The organism is Paenibacillus silvestris, from assembly GCF_009882985.1.
Classification (GTDB): Bacteria; Bacillota; Bacilli; order Paenibacillales; family NBRC-103111; genus Paenibacillus_E; species Paenibacillus_E silvestris.
This window is the reverse complement of the sequence record NZ_WTUZ01000022.1, coordinates 119860-137922: the sequence shown is the minus strand read 5'-3', so window position 1 is coordinate 137922 and position 18063 is coordinate 119860. Positions and strand designations below refer to the sequence as shown.

The 18063-nt window shown below is 47.7% G+C and carries 19 protein-coding genes; 7 read left to right on the top strand and 12 right to left on the bottom strand.

Annotation, left to right across the window (positions count from 1 at the left end; genetic code table 11):
- Window positions 1-237: 237 nt before the first annotated feature.
- Both mqnE and GQF01_RS21135 read left to right on the top strand, forming a co-directional pair.
- Window positions 238-1338, top strand: a complete 1101-nt coding sequence (gene mqnE, locus GQF01_RS21140) for an aminofutalosine synthase MqnE (protein WP_161408688.1) — start codon at window positions 238-240, stop codon at window positions 1336-1338.
- Window positions 1339-1383: 45 nt separating this feature from the next.
- The gene (locus tag GQF01_RS21135) at window positions 1384-2448 is read left to right on the top strand and encodes an NAD(P)/FAD-dependent oxidoreductase (RefSeq protein WP_161408687.1); all 1065 of its coding nucleotides are present in this window, start codon (window positions 1384-1386) and stop codon (window positions 2446-2448) included.
- Window positions 2449-2456: 8 nt separating this feature from the next.
- Here GQF01_RS21135 and GQF01_RS21130 read toward each other — a convergent pair whose 3' ends face one another.
- Window positions 2457-2711: a YuzB family protein gene (locus GQF01_RS21130; RefSeq protein ID WP_145666778.1), complete on the bottom strand. Its 255-nt coding sequence runs from the start codon at window positions 2709-2711 to the stop codon at window positions 2457-2459.
- Between the two features lie 97 nt (window positions 2712-2808).
- Between GQF01_RS21130 and GQF01_RS21125 the strand changes: the two genes are divergently transcribed.
- Window positions 2809-3054 (top strand): NifU family protein, encoded by a 246-nt coding sequence (locus tag GQF01_RS21125; protein ID WP_161408686.1) that lies wholly within the window; start codon window positions 2809-2811, stop codon window positions 3052-3054.
- Window positions 3055-3109: 55 nt separating this feature from the next.
- Here GQF01_RS21125 and GQF01_RS21120 read toward each other — a convergent pair whose 3' ends face one another.
- The 4 genes from GQF01_RS21120 to GQF01_RS21105 all read right to left on the bottom strand — a co-directional run bounded on the left by GQF01_RS21120 (window position 3110) and on the right by GQF01_RS21105 (window position 6234).
- On the bottom strand, window positions 3110-3898 hold the full coding sequence (locus GQF01_RS21120) for an SDR family oxidoreductase (protein WP_161408685.1): 789 nt from the start codon (window positions 3896-3898) through the stop codon (window positions 3110-3112).
- Window positions 3899-3905: 7 nt separating this feature from the next.
- Window positions 3906-4616, bottom strand: a complete 711-nt coding sequence (locus GQF01_RS21115) for a Cthe_2314 family HEPN domain-containing protein (RefSeq protein WP_161408684.1) — start codon at window positions 4614-4616, stop codon at window positions 3906-3908.
- A 157-nt stretch (window positions 4617-4773) separates the two neighbouring features.
- Entirely contained in the window at window positions 4774-5673 is a 900-nt protein-coding gene (locus GQF01_RS21110; RefSeq protein WP_161408683.1) for a COX15/CtaA family protein, read from the bottom strand.
- Window positions 5674-5889: 216 nt separating this feature from the next.
- Window positions 5890-6234: a thioredoxin family protein gene (locus tag GQF01_RS21105; protein WP_161408682.1), complete on the bottom strand. Its 345-nt coding sequence runs from the start codon at window positions 6232-6234 to the stop codon at window positions 5890-5892.
- 186 nt (window positions 6235-6420) lie between these two features.
- On the opposite strand from GQF01_RS21105, the gene GQF01_RS21100 reads away from it, so the two are divergent.
- Both GQF01_RS21100 and GQF01_RS21095 read left to right on the top strand, forming a co-directional pair.
- Window positions 6421-7260, top strand: a complete 840-nt coding sequence (locus GQF01_RS21100; protein ID WP_161408681.1) for an SPFH domain-containing protein — start codon at window positions 6421-6423, stop codon at window positions 7258-7260.
- Window positions 7261-7272: 12 nt separating this feature from the next.
- Window positions 7273-7461: an Arc family DNA-binding protein gene (locus GQF01_RS21095; RefSeq protein WP_161408680.1), complete on the top strand. Its 189-nt coding sequence runs from the start codon at window positions 7273-7275 to the stop codon at window positions 7459-7461.
- 57 nt (window positions 7462-7518) lie between these two features.
- On the opposite strand, the gene GQF01_RS21090 is transcribed toward GQF01_RS21095, so the two are convergent.
- Window positions 7519-7938: a DUF4183 domain-containing protein gene (locus tag GQF01_RS21090; RefSeq protein ID WP_161408679.1), complete on the bottom strand. Its 420-nt coding sequence runs from the start codon at window positions 7936-7938 to the stop codon at window positions 7519-7521.
- A 30-nt stretch (window positions 7939-7968) separates the two neighbouring features.
- Window positions 7969-8226 (bottom strand): DUF4183 domain-containing protein, encoded by a 258-nt coding sequence (locus GQF01_RS21085; RefSeq protein ID WP_161408678.1) that lies wholly within the window; start codon window positions 8224-8226, stop codon window positions 7969-7971.
- A gap of 308 nt (window positions 8227-8534) precedes the next feature.
- Here GQF01_RS21085 and GQF01_RS21080 point away from each other — a divergent pair, with 308 nt between their 5' ends.
- A complete protein-coding gene (locus tag GQF01_RS21080) occupies window positions 8535-9704 on the top strand; it encodes a DUF2515 family protein (protein ID WP_161408677.1) in 1170 nt (389 codons plus the stop codon).
- Here GQF01_RS21080 and GQF01_RS21075 read toward each other — a convergent pair.
- From GQF01_RS21075 to GQF01_RS21055, 5 genes are all read right to left on the bottom strand, one after another.
- Entirely contained in the window at window positions 9685-11379 is a 1695-nt protein-coding gene (locus tag GQF01_RS21075; RefSeq protein ID WP_161408676.1) for a putative polysaccharide biosynthesis protein, read from the bottom strand. The two genes, GQF01_RS21080 and GQF01_RS21075, sit on opposite strands and share 20 nt — an antisense overlap.
- Window positions 11380-11426: 47 nt before the next feature.
- Window positions 11427-11906: a DUF456 domain-containing protein gene (locus tag GQF01_RS21070; protein ID WP_161408675.1), complete on the bottom strand. Its 480-nt coding sequence runs from the start codon at window positions 11904-11906 to the stop codon at window positions 11427-11429.
- Window positions 11907-11953: 47 nt separating this feature from the next.
- Complete coding sequence (locus tag GQF01_RS21065) at window positions 11954-12691, bottom strand: Cof-type HAD-IIB family hydrolase (protein ID WP_161408674.1); 738 nt, start codon at window positions 12689-12691, stop codon at window positions 11954-11956.
- Between the two features lie 27 nt (window positions 12692-12718).
- The gene (gene asnB / locus GQF01_RS21060; protein ID WP_161408673.1) at window positions 12719-14593 is read right to left on the bottom strand and encodes an asparagine synthase (glutamine-hydrolyzing); all 1875 of its coding nucleotides are present in this window, start codon (window positions 14591-14593) and stop codon (window positions 12719-12721) included.
- A gap of 276 nt (window positions 14594-14869) precedes the next feature.
- Window positions 14870-15736, bottom strand: a complete 867-nt coding sequence (locus GQF01_RS21055; RefSeq protein WP_161408672.1) for a helix-turn-helix transcriptional regulator — start codon at window positions 15734-15736, stop codon at window positions 14870-14872.
- Between the two features lie 135 nt (window positions 15737-15871).
- On the opposite strand from GQF01_RS21055, the gene GQF01_RS21050 reads away from it, so the two are divergent.
- Window positions 15872-17854: a glycoside hydrolase family 127 protein gene (locus tag GQF01_RS21050; protein ID WP_161408671.1), complete on the top strand. Its 1983-nt coding sequence runs from the start codon at window positions 15872-15874 to the stop codon at window positions 17852-17854.
- The last annotated feature ends 209 nt before the right edge of the window (window positions 17855-18063 follow it).

Genomic DNA, 18063 nt, shown 5'->3' with positions numbered 1-18063 from the left:
CATATTGCCCCCTCCCACATGGAGGTTTATAATGATTACGATGGGTTGTACGTATATTGAAGAACCATAGAGAGCCTTTGAGCCAAACTCAGAGCTCCCTATAAGTGTGAATTCCTGAACCGAACTGGCTGACAGGTAGGCGAGCCACTCACACCGCAAAAGGCGCATGAGATCCTCAACAGATGGATGCGTCGATTCTTTATGTGCTTTATTTTGATTTTCATAGGAGGAGTTAAGATGAGTGTAATCACCACAGACCCGATCAAACGGATGGCAGAAATTGCCGACAAAGTTGAGCACGGTCAACGTCTTTCCTTGGAAGATGGATTGTTTTTGTATGAATCGGATGATCTTCTGAGCATAGGACAAATGGCAAACAAAGTAAATACACGTTTGAACGGAAACAAGGTTTATTTTGTACAAAATATGAGTTTATATTTCACTAATGTGTGTGAGGAGCATTGTGCTTTTTGCCATTTCCGCCGAGATGAAGGCGAAGAAGGCGCCTATACGCTTACACCAAGCCAAATGTTAGACTATGTAGCTGAACATTTTAACCCAGAAATTAGAGAGTTCCATATTAGCCAAGGGCATAATCCTCATCTGCCTTTTGAATATTACGTTGATTGTATTCGCCAATTGAAGAATGCCTACCCGGATGTGACAATCAAAGCGCATACCGCGGCAGAAATTGAATTTTTCTCACGCATCAGTGGCTTAAGTTACCGAGATGTCTTAAAAACGTTGATGGATGCAGGTCTGTCCACACTTCCAGGCGGCGGAGCCGAGATTCTAACAGAGCGCTACCGGTCCAAAATGAAGGTTGAGAAAGCCTCTTCGGAAGAGTGGCTCGATGTTCATCGCAACGCGCACATGCTGGGTATGAAAACTCACGCAACGATGTTGTACGGATCGATTGAAACGAAGGAAGAGCGCATTCGCCATATGATGCTTTTACGCGAACTGCAAGACGAAACGAACGGGTTCCTGGTATTCATTCCGAACTCCATCCAACCTGCCAGCAAAAACGCGGGCCTCAAAAGACGTGTACCTGCCTGGGATGAGCTGAAAACCATCGCGATCAGCCGTTTAATGCTGGATAATTTCCCTCATATCAAAGCTTACTTCATTAATATTGGTACGAAGTTGACTCAGCTATCCTTTACCTTCGGTGCTTCTGATGCACATGGAACGATCGTGAAAGAGAAAATTTCACACGCTGCTGGCGCATTATCCCCAGAAGGTCTTACAAGAGACGAACTGGTTTGGTTGATTCAAGGTGCTGGACGCACAGCCGTTGAACGCGACACCTTTTATAATGAAATTAAAGTGTATTAGTCATAATAGAGAAGAGAGATTAGTACAGAAGGGATACGGAGTGTAATGAAAAAATTTGTGATTCTCGGAGGAGGTTATGGCGGTCTGACCATAGCCTTAAACATGCTGGAGAAAGATTTACCGGAAGATACCATACTGGAAATGATCGATCGCAGTCCTTTTCAAGGATTAAAAACGGAATATTACGCACTTGCTTCAGGTACAATTGCAGAAACGCATATTCGAGTGGCTTACCCGGATGATCCTCGTTTATTGCTAACATACGGAGAAGTGTCCTCGGTGGATATGGAGAAAAAGGAAATTCTTTTTGAAGATAGAGAACCTGTAACGTATGATTGGCTGGTAATTGGTCTAGGCTGTGTAGATAGCTATCATGGCATCACGGGTGCAAGAGAGTTCTCATCCAGCATTCAAACACTGGCACAAACTCGCGCTACGTACCAACACATCAACAATATTGCTCCTTATGGACAAGTTTCTATTATTGGTGGCGGATTAAGTGGTGTCGAGATGGCTGCGGAGTTAAGAGAAAGCCGTTCTGATCTGAACATTCGACTCATCGACCGCGGTCCAAGCCTACTATCTGCTTTCCCAAGCAACCTGCAGCAATATGTGCGGGAATGGATGGTGGAGCATCACATTGAGCTTCGTCCAAATGTATCGCTATGCCGTCTGGATGGCGGGGATTTGCACAACGGAGATGAAATCATTCGTACAGATGCGACAATCTGGACAGCAGGCATTCAGCCGAATCCAATTGTTGAGGCTCTGAACGTACCTAAAGACCGCCAAGGGCGTATTATGTTAAATGAGTATCACCAAATTCCAGATCACAAAGATGTGTACGTTGTCGGTGACTGTGCTTCCCTGCCATTCTCACCAAGTGCGCAAGCTGCGCAGGCACAAGGCAAGCAGATTGCTGAAGTGATGCAAGCGATATGGAAAGGTGAAACGCCGCGGCTTGGTGAAATTAAGCTCAGAGGCACACTAGGTTCACTTGGCAAAAAAAGCGGATTCGGCATCATGGGCAAACGTACACTCATGACAGGCAAAATTGCCCGCATGCTAAAAAGTGGCGTTCTCTGGAAATCGAAACGCCACTTCGGGTAAGTTTTGGGTCAATCGCTTAGCAGATCGTACATGGCTTCAATATCTTTGATCTTTGCGAGAATGAGTTCGTGAAGCAGGTCTGCGTTCTCTGCGGCAATGATTTCGCCATTCAGTAGCGCATAGGGTTCCATGTAGCATTGTCCGCAATTACCAAGACAGCCATATTCGATGACATCAAAGTCAGGATTTTGTTCTAGTGCTTTCATGACTTTCTCTGTTCCATTGTGCATGTTGCTGGCGCAAAACTCTATGATTGGTCTCATAATAAAAATTCCACCTTATGTCGATATATTCAAGTTGAAAACCATTTTCATTTAATCATTATTGTAATATAATATTAAAAGAAAGGAGATGAATCAAATGTCTGAAAAAACAAAAGAAGCTGTTTATGATGAAGTCCTTGAGGTTTTAGATAAACTTCGTCCTTTTCTACAACGCGATGGCGGTGACGTGGATCTCGTTGACGTAGAAGACGGTATTGTGAAGCTGAAACTGATGGGTGCTTGTGGAAGCTGCCCAAGTTCAACGATCACGTTGAAAGCTGGTATCGAACGCGCACTTGTTGAAGAAGTTGAAGGTATAACTGAAGTCGTGCAAGTGTTCTAATACGACTATATCATAAGAAAGAGCTTACCTCCATGGTAAGCTCTTTTTGTTAAGCTTATTTACGCTGATTAAGCACCGGCAGCGGCTGAATGGGGTCAAGCCCGCCAGATATATCCATGATGTTGCCGGTGATGAAATCAGAAGCTGGCAAACATAAGAATTCGATGACTCTAGCCACATCTTCGCCAGTCCCCGGTCTACCTACAGGCGTTTCGCCATCGACTTCCAGACGGGCCTCCTGCATCGTTCTTTCTTTATTTTTACCTCGAATGTCGCCTGGGCAGATCATGTTCACGGTGATTCCATGGCTGGCTTCTTCTTCAGCCAGCGTCTTCGTGAAGGAGACAAGGCCTACCTTCGCTGCCGCGTATACAGCGCGATGCGTCCAGCCCCTGGCTTCAGCCGCTTTTCCAAATCCAAAATGGATAATGCGCCCCCACCGTTTCTCCCTCATCATCGGCAACACCAATTGATCAAGCTCCATAACACCAAGCAAATTGCCGCGCATTAAATATTCAATTTCATCGACACCATAGTCAGCAAAAAAACGCCGCTCCCGAAAAAAAGGTCCTGCATTATTCACGAGAATATCAATCGGGCCAAGCTGCGTCGCTGTTTGATCTACCATGCGTATAATGTCTTCGCGCTTAGCGACATCGCCTTGGACAGCCATACTACGAACACCAAGATCTTGTAAGTGATGGACAAGCTCATGGGCTTCCCTCTCACTATTCACATAATTAACAGCCACCTGGCAGCCTTGTCTAGCCATGGTGATGGCGGTCATTTTGCCGAGTCCTTTCGCACTGCCTGTAATAAGAACCGTTCGGCCTCTTAATTCCATGGTCCCCTTACCCCTTTGCAATACTAGCCGTAATATAAGAGAATGCTATAGTTAAGGTTCGGCAAACCATTTCAAATCCCTGCTGGAGATCAGCGACATTTGATTTTACATTTTCGACATGAATCCGGTCCCCCGGATAAGGTTCCTTTTGCATGAGATCATCCAGCATCTCGGCATTAATATAGTGAATCTCCATATTGCGTTGATTGCGCAGTCGATCGAGCGGAGATTTATAATCCATTTTGAGCGTATATAGCTGAACTTCGAGTGCCTCGTGAATTTTCTTCTCATGCATTCTGCGCAATACCGTAAAGTAGGAATACCTTATCTTCAGCACCTCTGTTTTTAGCTCAAATAAATCATTCATGAATGTACCCAATTTGTCCAAAATGGAAAATAGGCGAATAAACGCATTTTTGAAAAAATAGACGAAAAGCCGGTAGGCTTCCATCTCTTGCGCGTTCATATCCTCTAGGAACAGTTTATCGATATGCTCAGCATAACGCTCACAGCAGTATTTGCTCTGCTCAAGCTCGTCTAGAGCATCTATGAACCCTTTACTCCAGATCGCTTGCCGATGGTACTTCGGGTAGTCTGAAGCCGTGTGGTGATGTTCCTTCGATTCCAGATGTTCGATAAACACTCTTACTGCATTCCCGGCCTCCAGCAGAAGTCCGCTGTCTACCCGTTTGGGTTCATTGAACAATACTCGCAGCATGGGTACACCCCCTTTTTTAGTAAGCTTTACGCAGGAACAACAATAGAAGTAAGTATAGGCATAAATATAAAGAAATAGCCCTCTCTATAAATAGGAAGGCCTCTTCTCCCACAAAACCGTTCTGTTCATATTGCCAGAAGCCAGCCCCATCAGGGCCTTATGCTTTGCGATCATATAGCGTAAGCACGCATAAATAACATAGAAATCCGAACATACAGGAAACAATTACGGCATGCACCATGCCAGTCAATAAATAAGCAAGTTCATTCCCCATGGACCAAGTGACAACAGCTCCACTGATAACCTGCAGGGAAACTAGGATGAGTGCCCATTTGCTGCCAAAACGCAATTTGTCAGAGCTCTGGTAGTAACGTTTGGCCTGTAAGTAAAGGAACAGAATGCAGAGAAACAGAAGTAAAGCTGCTATCCGATGAGTAAAAACAATGCCGGTCGCGCCACTAAGTTCAGGGATGACTTCTCCATTACATAAGGGCCAGCCTGAACATCCGCCTGATGATACCGTATGACGGACAAAAGCACCCAAATAAACAACAATATAGCTGTAGATCGCTGTTATCCATACGAACGCCTTAAAGGAACTGCGAATGGCTGTATCTCTTTGAAATTGGCCCCAAGGTGTAAACACAAGCGCAAGCAGCAAGGAAAACGCAAACGCAAGCAAGGATAAGCCAAAATGAAGTGCCAGTACAAGTGAAGACTGCGGCCAAACGACGGCGAGTGCACCCATTACGGCTTGTACCAATGTCATAACAACGGTTCCGGTGATGAAGTATTTCGCGTCTTTTCGTTTGACATAACGAAACACTAAAATGAATGTGGCAATCAGGATTAGCGTCACGACACCAACAACCAGTCGATGACTGTACTCGATAAACGAAGAAATCGTATGCGCTGGGACGAATTTCCCATGACATAGCGGCCACTCGTCTCCGCAGCCTCTGCCTGCGTCGGCCTTTGTAACCAAGGCACCCATTGCGAGAATGAGAAACATGCCTATGGCGGACAAATTCGCTAGCCTTTTAATCAATTTTTGCATGATTGCACCTACTTTTACGTCGTGACTTCTGTAAAACTTGTCGAATTAAATTTGGTTCGTTTTTTATTATATCTTTAAAAAGTTGGCAAATCCATTCGCAATTGTTACAAAGCTCTGAAACCACGGATCTTCGGCTAAACTCGTGGCGAAGTTGTGATTTTCATATGAAAACTGTAAAAAAACGGCTCCGAGAAGAGCCGTTTCTTTTCCCTCTATTTATGGAGCAAGAGCACTCGATACTTCAAGAGCCCGATCAAGGAACTGCTCAATTTCATCACGTGTTTTACGTAATTTGCTGACGAAACGCACAAGCTCTTTGCCCTCGCGGAAGGCGATAAAGCTTGGAATACCAAGAATGTTCAGCTGCTCGCACAAATCCGGCACTTCGTCACGATCGAGTTCAACGAAAGTAATCCGCCCCGCATAGGCCTCTTCTACGGCTGGCATGAAGGGATTAATAAAGTGGCAGTCTTTGCACCATGTCGCTTTAAAAACAGCAACCGTCAATCCAGGTTGCGAGATTTGTTCTTGAAAAACTTGTTCATCGGAAATTTTCAACATCATGAGCACCTCACTACTAGGAATTTATTAACTTATAGCATGCCCCAAAAAGGGTGTCAAGATATACGAATGACATCATCTTCCTTTCCCCTTGTATTTACATTATTAGTAAAAAGTGATATCATATTTATATCAAGATAATATTTAAATGAAATCGCTACTCCAACTTGAAAGGGTGTTGCTTGCATGAACGAAAAACAAGCTTGGTCAATTAACGGATTTCTTGGTATTTTGCTATTTATTATTGGCGGAGGACTAGGGGTTTTACTCCTTACACAGGAACGAATTGCGCCAGGTATCATTTTAATCATACTTGGTATTATCTTCGTTTCGACGATTACGGCTGTTCAGCCGAACGAAGCTTCCGTTGTTACGTTCTTCGGCAGTTACTTAGGTACGATCCGGAAGAGCGGTTTGTGGCTCATTGTCCCATTTTCAAACAGAAAGAAAATATCCTTGCGGGTTCGCAATTTTAACAGCGTCAAGCTGAAAGTCAACGATATCGAGGGCAATCCGATCGAAATCGCCGCCGTCGTCGTGTTCAAAGTGGTTGATACGTACAAAGCACTCTTTGATGTGGACAGTTATGAGAAGTTCGTCGAGATTCAGAGTGAAACAGCGCTCCGCCATGTAGCTAGCAAGTATCCTTACGATCGTTTCGACAGCGAAGGTTATTCCCTGCGCGGGAATGCGGATGAAGTAGCCGCTGAGCTGAGCCTTGAACTTCAACATCGTCTCTCTGTTGCAGGCGTGGAGGTTATGGAGTCTCGTCTCACTCACCTTGCTTACTCAACAGAAATCGCAAGCGCGATGCTTCAGCGTCAGCAAGCTTCAGCGATTCTATCCGCCCGCCAAACGATTGTGGACGGAGCTGTCGGCATGGTTCAGATGGCCATCTCCCGCCTCGAAGCCGAAGGTTTGCATTTGGATGAAGAGAGAAAGGCGGCCATGATCAACAATTTGCTAGTAGCCATTGTATCGGACCGCTCAGCGAGTCCGGTCATTAATACCGGCTCGCTTTACTAAACGGGCACCGCTATGGCTCCTAAGAAAAACTTCGCGCTCCGACTCGATCCCAAGCTCTATGAAGCTTTGGAGCGCTGGGCGGAGGATGAGTTCCGGAGCGTCAACAGCCATATTGAATATTTGCTTCGAGAATCGATGCAGCGTGCTGGGCGGTTGCCTCGGCCAAACATCAGCCAGCCTCCTCCCGAGGAATCGGACTGAATGCTATGCTACACAAAAACATCCCTGCTAGCCTAAGCTAGAGGGATGTTTTTCGTATTACACAATAACCGTAATTGTCGGTGCAGAAATTATCGGCTGTACGGTAACCGTAGAGGTCGTACCTGAGAAATCGGACACTTCAAGAACGACTGGCGTATCTTCGACTGCTTCATCAGTGGCTAAAACCAGAGATGCCGTTGTAAGGGTTGATAATCCTCCCTCTTGCAGCATACCGTTGACATATACGTTGAAGTAACCGTCTGTCGGCGGTGCTGGAAGAACGGTTACCGCATCGCCGTCGTCATCAACAAAGCTTGCTGCCGGAATCGTTGTATTTCCTCCCGCTATCATACCTGCATTAATCGTTGCGATATATCTCGTTACAGCCGGATCTACTGTTGTTTCAACCTCAGTTCCAGTAGCCGTTGGTGCAGTAGCTGTGGCGGTTACAAAAAGTTTAATCAGAGACGCTACCATAAATTCACCCCCTTCCCTAATTCACAATAGCTATCTATAGATGCGAATACTTTGGACAATGATGGGGACTCCTTTTTCTGGAACATCTTCTGAGGTTAAAGTTAAAGATCCTTCCCGTATGCGATATAACGTTCGAGGCTGAAGCACACCGTTCACAAAAACCTGCCGGTAAGAGATGACCTTCGGGCTCGGAATAGATTGAATCCCATAGTCAGGAATCTGATCCTCATTGGTGTACTCCCTCTTCTCCCCATCCGAAATCGTATAGAAGAAATAGGTCTGCGCCAAATATTTGACTCCTAGACGTTTCGTTCTATGCCTGGACCTCTTTTTTCGTCGTTTGGACGCCTTCTTAGGACACGGACGACAACTTGCCACGTGCATGCTGATACTAATGTAGATCACCCCGCCAGCGCTGACTTCTGTTAGTTCATTTTATGCATAAAATCATGCTAGTAATTGGATTTTATTATCAGGTTCTTCCCCCATTTATGGAAAAAAGTAGCCTTAAATACCTATAATCCGCACATACCTAAGGGGAAATGGGCCAACAATAAGGAGATGATTCGGGTTCGGTCGAGGAGGTCATTGTCAGTATGAAATCAAGTTTGGACACTATCCCTTTGTCAACAAACATCACAGGAAGATTAGAAAAGGGCCTCATCCAGCAATTAGAGCTGCTTCGAGGCGGTGTTCAGCCTTTCCCTCTTACATCGGAAGAGAGAACGCTAGTGGAGGACATCCGACTACGAACCCAGAAGGAGAACAGGAATAACGTAACGCGTACAACGGCCTATTGGGATTGTTACCAGGCGTATCCTGAGCTTCACTGGGCTCTGCTTGCCCATATGGTCTCCCGCAACGGCGGCTGGAACATGACCGACCTGCAAGGTGAACTGCTGCCGCGTCTCGTTGACAAGGATCAAGCTGAGCACCTGTTTGCTTTTCTTGAGCGCGCAAACGGTCTTATTTTTCAAGATGCTTATCCACAACTACTGCTTTATGAGGCTAGTAAGAAGCGTGCGAAGAATCTGTTTCACTTGCTTCCCCATCTAGAGATTTCTATGTGGATGCTTCCTGCCTGGCATGAATTTTGGGCAGCCCCAGACTCAGCAGCACTAACGATTGCCCTTATTGTGAATGAACAAAATTATATTGAGCAGCGTATTGTCCAAAAAGGGCAGTTCCAACAAGCCGTGCTTGATAAGGCATTTTTCAAAGCGCAAGGCTGGCTGCAAATGAATCCAGTTGGTTTCCCTTTTTGGTCCCCATCCACCGAAACCGACTCCCCCCAGCCCCGTCTGGCTGGACTCATTCTCGAGAATTTTGCCAACTTAAATGAAAGAATAGCCCTTGGGAAAAGCCTTTATGCTCTACTATTCGGTGTGCCTGAAGTCCTCCAGGGCGTTCTCCGCTTCGCAGCATCAACGCCTCACACAGGTTCACGGGCAGACTATTGGCCCCACTTATTTTCCCCCATACAAAAAGCCCCCCCTGATTATCTCTATCAGGAGAGGCTGGATGGCTGCTTCCTTAAGAAAGGAAGCCCGCCTTTGTATAGTCCTACACTTGAAACTGTATGGCCGGATAGGCCGCTTATGCCTGTGGAACCTGGTGATTGGTTTCAGGACGTCGAAGCCCCAATGGAGCATCTGCGCCCGATCGAAGTGCCACAGACCATTGATCTAACCCGCGCCATGAGCGAAGGGCTTAATAGCATCGAGCTTGCCATACTTGCTGCGCAGGCTATGAACGTCGTCCGATAAGGCGACTTGCTTTGCCTATCAACTTTTGGACTGGTGCCGGGAAATTCTTCACGTCGTCCTTCGTCACCACTCGCGTCACCATTAACATCAATGGGTAGAGAGCAGCTGTGAAGCCACAAACGAGTACAGCATTGATTCCTTCATTGATCCTGTACAAGCTCGTTGGCTGCACATATGTGTGAGTCAACCATTCAGCCGTTATGCCTAAACCGGCGATGACCACAATCGAAATGATTAAACCAATGAAGCGTCGTCCAAGAATGGTGAATTTCACATCCTTGCGCAGCGTGCGCAAGTTGAGCCATGACATGGCGATGAAGCAAAGTCCTGTGGAGCCGATAATGCCATAAATGCCGAATAACGGAGCAAGCAAGAAGCTGCCTGCCAGCTTAACCGCAATACCTACGGCAACATGCAGCATCAGCGGTTTCATACGGCCCATGCCCATTAGTACGGCGCCAGAGGTTTGCATGACGATTTGGAACATAGCGCCTAAAGTTAACAAGGAGATCATGTATGGCCCATGACTCATGCCATAGGCAGTATCCTCATGTCCAAACATGAAGAAATCGAGCGGACGCGCTGCAATCGCGATCACGAGAACCGCAGGCAATCCCGATAAAATAGACAACTGCAGCACTCTGGTTGTTTGGTGCCCTACCTGTTTCATATCTTTGCGGGAGTAAGCCGCTGAGATGATTGGCACGACAGATTGACTGAGCGCAATCGCCAAGATAATCGGAATGCCCGCCAGAGACTGCGCGCGCCCCCCGATAATACCGACCAATCCAAGTGCCTCACTGCTGCCAATCGTCCCTTCCAAGAGGGGAATAATGATCGAAGTATCGATCGCATAGACCAACGTAACCGTCACCGAGAAGATGACGATCGGAATCGAAAGCTTCAGCAGGCTGCGGTAAATCTCGCTATACTTTGCCGGCACTGTTGGTACTGGCGCCGAAGAATGTCCTGCTGCAGTTTCATTAGCCGCCGCGTGAGACACATTCTCTTTCAGCCTTTGAGCGTCCCTGCGTTTAAGCTTCATCGCATAGTAGAGCATAACCGCCAGAGCGGCAATTCCCCCCATGACTCCACCGAATGATGCACCTGCTACACCCCAGGCCAAGCTGATGTTTAATAGAATAAAGGCAAGACCAATCGAAGTGACCAGCCTGAATATTTGTTCCACAACTTGCGATACCCCGTTAGGCATCATGTTCTGTCTGCCTTGGAAATAACCGCGCATAATCGCAATGAGCGGGAAGAACAGCATGGCCGGCGCGATTGCGCGAGTTGCCAGCGTAGCGTCGGGTCCGCCGCGTGAAATTTGTTCCGCATAAATTGGTGCGAACACATATAACAGCACGGTCATGAGCGCACCAGCTACAACAGCAAATAAAATGGCTGCGCGATAGATTCGCTCTGCCTCGGCAGGTCGTCCGATTGCGTACTTCTCTGATACCATTTTGCTTAATGCACTGGGAATTCCCGCCGTTGCTACAACAAGAAGAATAGAGTACAGATTAAAAGCAATCGAATAACTGCCCATTCCACCCTCATGCAGCAGGTGAACCAGCGGAATACGCTGGAAAACGCCGAGAAACCGCGCTACAAGCGCGGCTACGGTGAGAATGAGCGTCCCTTTTACAAGAGAATCTTTGGTTTCCTTCGTCAAGTGTGTTCCTACTCTCTAATCCTGTATTCAAACAACATCCTGTTCAATTAAAAAACCCAAATGAAGAAGAGGGCAATCATCGCTAGCTGCAGCACAATTTTGACTGCACTGCTGGCAAAGAAACCGATCACAGAACCAATCCCCGCGCTAATCGCCTTCTGCCATTTGGTGCCGATGATAATTTCACCAATTACAGCACCTAAGAACGGTCCGATGATTAATCCGAAAGCCGGAATGACGAAGGGCCCAATAATAAGGCCAATGGTGCTCCCAATCACAGCCGCCTTCGAACCTCCAAATTTCTTGACTCCCATTGCACTGACCGCATAATCAGCAACCATAATAATGATGACAATCAGGGTTTGTGTCGTCCAGAACACCCAGCCGAACGGCTCGAAGCTAACCAGCCAGCCATACAGGAAGAACGCTGCATATATGGCTAGAACACCCGGCAGCACTGGATAAACCGCGCCTACCATACCTACGACAAATAAAAGAATGACCAAGCTCCAGGCTAACGTGATCATGGATTCATCTCCATCCGTTATTGTACGGGCTAAAAGTCTTATAGCTTTTACAGCATATACGCATGAATGATTTTGGCAACCGCACTCTCTTCGTTCGTAACCGTCGTGATGTCCGCAATCTGTTTGACTTCATCCTGCGCATTGCCCATAGCTACACCAAGACCTGCTTCACGAATCATCGTGATATCATTCTGACTGTCTCCCATTGCAATGACTTCCGACATCTGAATCCCCAGAAGCTGACAAACAGCCTCCACACCGCTCGCTTTACTAATCCCAAGTGGATTTAATTCAATGTTCGATGGATGAGAGTTGCTGATTTCGAGCGTTCCCCAGCTCTCTGCAATTTCGCGAATACGCTGCAATTTCTCCGCGTTTTCTGTGAAGAAGCCGAACTTCAACCATTCGCTGTTCGGGATGTCCAGGCCTTCGCGCTCGCGATTGAAGACCCCGCTTTCGACAGAATAAGCCCACCACCAGCAGTCATGCTCCTCTGCGAGTGCATGCAACCGGCTCACGGTTTCCACAGGAAGCAGTGTCCGCCGAAGCAATTTATCCGGCGACTCCCATACTTCGCCGCCATTCACCATAACCATAGGTGTAGACAAACCCAGCTCCTGAATATAAGGCATGGCGCTTATCGCTCCGCGGCCGGTCGACATGATGACGATTTTGCCAGCCTCTGTCGCTTGACGGATTGCGGATTGATTTTCCGGAGATATTTTCTTCTCCTCATCCAGTAAGGTACCGTCCATATCGAGGGCTATTAACTTATAAGTTCCCACGTTCCCCATCTCCTGTCCTTCATAGACCTAGTAAGCAGCGAGCACTTTCTTAGGCAGCTCTTCCATAAAAGTCATATGCCAGAGGGCAAAAATATAGATCGTCCAAATCCGGCGTGCATAATCGCCCTGACCACTACGGTGCTTCTGAAGCATCCGTTCTACGGTGTTCATATTAATGTAATCTTCAATCCCGCTGGCTTTGATCTGCTCAAGCAGTACATCCCCCATCGAGCCTTGTATCCATTGGCGCAAAGGTACTGGGAAACCCAGCTTCGGACGATTCAGAATCGGATCCGGGATGATGCCTTCCATTGCTTTACGGAATATATATTTGGTTGTTCCATTCGCTATTCGATATTTCGCCGGGATGCGGCGTGCCACCTCGAACAGCTCCTTATCCAGGAAAGGAACACGCAGCTCGAGCGAATGTGCCATCGTCATCTTATCGGCTTTCATAAGAATATCACCAGGCATCCACAGGTTCATGTCGATATATTGCATCCGGCTGACGGGATCGAGATGTTGGGTCTTGTTGTAATAATCTCCAGCAATCTGCACTGGATTCTTATATGCCCGCAGCATCTCCGTATCGAGGCGCAGCACTTCCGCTTTCATATCCTCTGTGAAAATCTTCGCGTTACCGAGGAAGCGCTCCTCGAGCGGCGTCGTGCCGCGCAAGACGTAATTGCGCCCCTTCACGCTGCTTGGCAGCATCCGGGCGAAGCGGTTCAGCATGCGCTTGATCGAATGCGGCAGCTGATCAATCGGCCGCAAAGATTGCGGCTCGCGATAGATGCGATAGCCGCCGAACAGCTCGTCCGCGCCTTCGCCGGACAGCACAACCGTCACGTGCTCGCGCGCAAGCTGCGCCACGTGGTAGAGGGCAATGGCCGAAGGATCGGCGACAGGCTCGTCCTGGTGCCAGATCGCCTTCGGCATCGTACTGAAGAAGTCATCCTTCGTGATGACTTTATCGTAGTGCTCTGTGCCAAGCGTCGCAGCCGTCTGGGCGGCGATCGGTGTTTCGTTGTTGGCACCTTCGAAGCCAACAGAGAACGTGCGGATCGGTTCAATGTTCCGCATATGGGTGGCGATGGCCGTGGAGTCAATCCCACTGGACAAGAAGCATCCCCGCTCCACATCGCTGACCATGTGGTGCTTGACAGAGTCCTTCAACGTTTCGCGGATTTGCTCCACATAATAGTCAAAAGGACGTTCTTCCGGCTCGAACATCGGATCCCAATACTTATGTATCGTCATTTCACCATCGAAGGTTACCTTTACATAGTGGGCTGGCGGCAGCTTGTGGATGCCATGGAACATCGTATTCGGCTCTGGCACATATTGAAAGGTTAGATAGTTCAGCAAGCTGTCCGTATGGATCAACCGGTTCATGCCATCCGCAGCGAGCAAGCTCTTAATTTCAGAGCCAAACAAAAACTGACGGTCATTAACATGATAGTAAAACGGCTTAATGCCGAAATGGTCTCTCGCTCCGAACAGCTGCTTCTTTTTCTTGTCCCAGATCACGAACCCGAACATGCCGCGCAAATGCTTGACGCATTCCTCTCCAAACTCCTCATAAAGGTGAACAATAACCTCCGTATCACTATGCGTACGGAATTGATGCCCGCGTTCCTGCAGCATTCCGCGCAATTCTTTGTAATTATATATTTCCCCGTTAAAAATGATCCACACGGAATCATCCTCATTGGCTAGCGGCTGATGTCCTTCTTGAATATCAATAATGGACAACCGGCGAAAGCCTAGACCAATCCGATTATCCGTCCAAAAACCGGAATCGTTCGGTCCCCGATGCACAATCACATCTGTCATTTGCTGCAGCATTGCAACCGTTGGTTCTCTATCTTCAAAATACATCACACCTGTAATACCACACATGGTGAAACTCACTCCTCCGTACCATTCATCAAACTATCTCTCGCGACTACCGATACATTAGTATACCATATCCGTCCGCCATACTGGAAATAGGATGAAAGTACGCATTCAGCTGTCTATCACAGGAAAATGAAGGTAATGATCAGTCTTTTTAATGAAGCTGCTAATCGCGTCGTTTTCATGCAGTCCCCCACCTTTCTTTTCTCTGCGCACAAAAGTTTACCTAGCGCAACTTTTGGCGTAAAGGAGGGCTTTCCTCCTTACACCAACATATGCTTAGGTAGGGAAAAGGGTTCCGCTTCTTATGTATTGCTTCCGGTAGGCGAGCGGTGAAAGTCCTATTTTGCCCCGAAAACAGTTTGAGAAGTAAGCGGCATGATGGAAGCCCACCTCCTCCGAGATGCGCTCAATAGACCACTGCGTTTTCAGCAGCAGCAGCTTGGACTGTTCGATTCGATAGGCAACCAGATATTCTAATGGCGTGCAGCCATATACGCTTTTCATACAACGGCTTAAGTAATTCGGATGAAAATGAAACTCCTCAACTAACCTCTCATTGGTCAAATCATCCGAGTAATGCTGCTTAATATAAGCTTCGATGCGCTCTGCCAGCCTATGAACCTTGGACTGTTCATCCGGTTTATTTCCGATGTCTAGCGTACGCAAGATCTCCGTGAACATACGCTGCTCTTCCCAGAACGATAACGATCTCTCCGAAACAGACATCTCTTTCAGTTGGCCCCAAAGCAGCGCAAGCCGTTCGGGGTCCGCTACTTCCCCTTGTTGATGCAGCGTAATTTCATTTTTTTGAGGCAAAACGAACTGGCTGAGCGGAAGAGCCCTGCTCTCTCTGATGATGTACGGGGTAACGGTTTGAAAATGCAGCCAAAAGAAATGACAATCTGAGTCGCAGGGCCGTACAGAATAATGATATTTATCAGGAAGCAGCAGCGCATACTGGCCCTTGGTCAAGCTCCACGTCTGCTCCTCTTCCCCCAAATGAAGCGTACCTTTCGTAATGAAAAGAAGATCATACATCCCTAACCTTGCGCGATCTGGGTGCGTATCCCCTGCTGTATACGCTCTAAATCCGCTTTCCAAATAATAAGGCAGTGGCGGTGCAGCTAGCGATATCTCTTTCATCAGGCGGCAGTCTCCTTCGATAATTTGTGTGAAATTTTATAAATAACTAGTTGCATTCCTACCTGTTCCCTCGTCATTATCCCTCATATAATTGGAGAAAGTAAAGCCTATTTCGCAAATTCGGGAGGTTGCATCATGTCAAATACATTGCTGCCGGAAAAACACAAATTATCTCTGAATCAAGTCCAAATCAACGATGACTTCTGGAATCACTACGTCAGCCTAGTTCGAAATACGGTCATCCCGTATCAATGGGAAGCACTGAATGATCGCGTTCCGGACGCTGAACCAAGTCATGCGATCCATAATTTTCGAATTGCCGCAGGCTTGGAAACAGGGGAATACCACGGCTGGGTGTTCCAAGACTCCGATCTTGCCAAATGGCTCGAAGCCGTCGCCTATTCTCTTCAGCAGTACCCAGATGCAACGTTGGAACAGACCGCTGATGAGACAATCGACCTCATCGTCCAGGCACAGCAAAGTGATGGTTATTTGAATACCTACTATACGATCAAGGAACCCGGCAAGCGCTGGACAAACTTGTATGAATGCCATGAATTGTACTGTGCAGGACATATGATTGAAGCTGCCGTTGCGTACTTTGAGGCTACGGGGAAAAGGAAGCTGCTGGATGCGATGTGCCGTTTTGCAGATCATATTCAGGATGTATTCGGACCCCAGGAAGGAAAGCTTAGAGGTTATGACGGGCATCAAGAAATTGAACTCGCCCTGGTCAAGTTGTATAAGGTAACGAAGCAGGAGAAATATCTGCAGCTGGCCTGCTATTTCATCGATGAGCGAGGACAGCGACCTGATTTCTTCGAGGAGGAGTGGGAGCGTCGGGGAAAAACTTCGATCTATCGCGCTGGTCAAACGCCATCACCGAGTCTGAGCAGTATTTATAATCAGAGTCACCTGCCTGTTCGTGAGCAAGATACAGCAATCGGGCATTCGGTTAGAGCTGTATATATGTACACGGCAATGGCTGATTTGGCTAGACTGACTGGGGATGAGAAGCTTCTTACTGCATGCAAGAAGCTTTGGGCGAACATGACGCAGAAGCAAATGTACATAACTGGCGGTATCGGGTCGACGCACCATGGGGAGGCTTTCTCGTTCGACTATGATTTGCCGAATGATACGGTGTATGCCGAGACTTGCGCTTCCATCGGCTTAGTGTTTTTTGCACAGCGCATGCTGCGTATTGAAACACGGAGCGAGTACGCCGACGTGATCGAGCGAGCGCTATATAACATTATCATCGGCAGTATGAGTCAAGATGGTAAACGATTCTTTTATGTGAATCCGCTCGAGGTTTGGCCTCAAGCTTCTGCGAGCAATCCCGGCAAGTATCACGTCAAAGCTGAACGCCAGAAATGGTTTGGGTGCGCTTGCTGTCCTCCTAACTTGGCACGGATTCTCTCCTCGCTTGGGGAGTATATTTATACGACAGAGGCAGGACGTATCAATTGCCATTTGTTCATCGGCAGCGAAAGCACGATTACATTGGATGATGCTGTACAAGTTGGGCTGAAACAGGTATGTTCTTTGCCTTGGAAAGGGGAGGCATCGCTTGAGCTAAGCTTGGCACAACCGCGTTCGTTCACACTTGCGTTGCGCGTGCCCTACTGGTGCGACGGCCAACCTCAATTGCTTATCAATGGCGAGAAAGAGGATGCATACACGATTGAAAATGGCTACGCGATTATCGAGCGAATTTGGACAGACGGTGACACCGTCACTTGGCTGCTTCCGATGGAGGCACATCTTATTCAAGCTAGTCCGCTCATCCGCAGCAATGCCGGGAAAGCCGCGATTCAAAGAGGACCGCTTGTTTACTGCGTTGAGCAGGTCGATAATGGGACTCCGCTGGCTAGTCTTAGTCTTCAGAGCAGCACGAAGCTGAAGGTTGAAGCTGACGCTGATGTGCTTGGCGGCACTGTGAGGATTGAAGCCGAGGGCTTTCGAGATGCCACGGCTGAGGCATGGGCTTCGGCTGAGCCGTACCGTCGTTGGGCGCCAACGGCTGAGCCGGTCGCTTTGCAGGCAGTTCCCTATTTCCAATGGGGAAATCGTGGGGTTGGTGAGATGGCGGTGTGGATTCGGGTACGCCAGTAACGTTTTGGTAAGGGAGGCTGCTGTCTGAGGCAGCCTCTCTTTTCTGTTTGTTCGCGCACTTGGCGGGAACTATGTTCCGCTATTTCTCCAGATTTCCTCAATATGGAGATCTAGTGGGAACTGCGGTCCGTTATTTGGGTGTAATCCCCAGAAAAAGTCGTGTTTTCCAATAGATAAGACCCTGTGGTTCCCCCTAATCGCGAAAACAG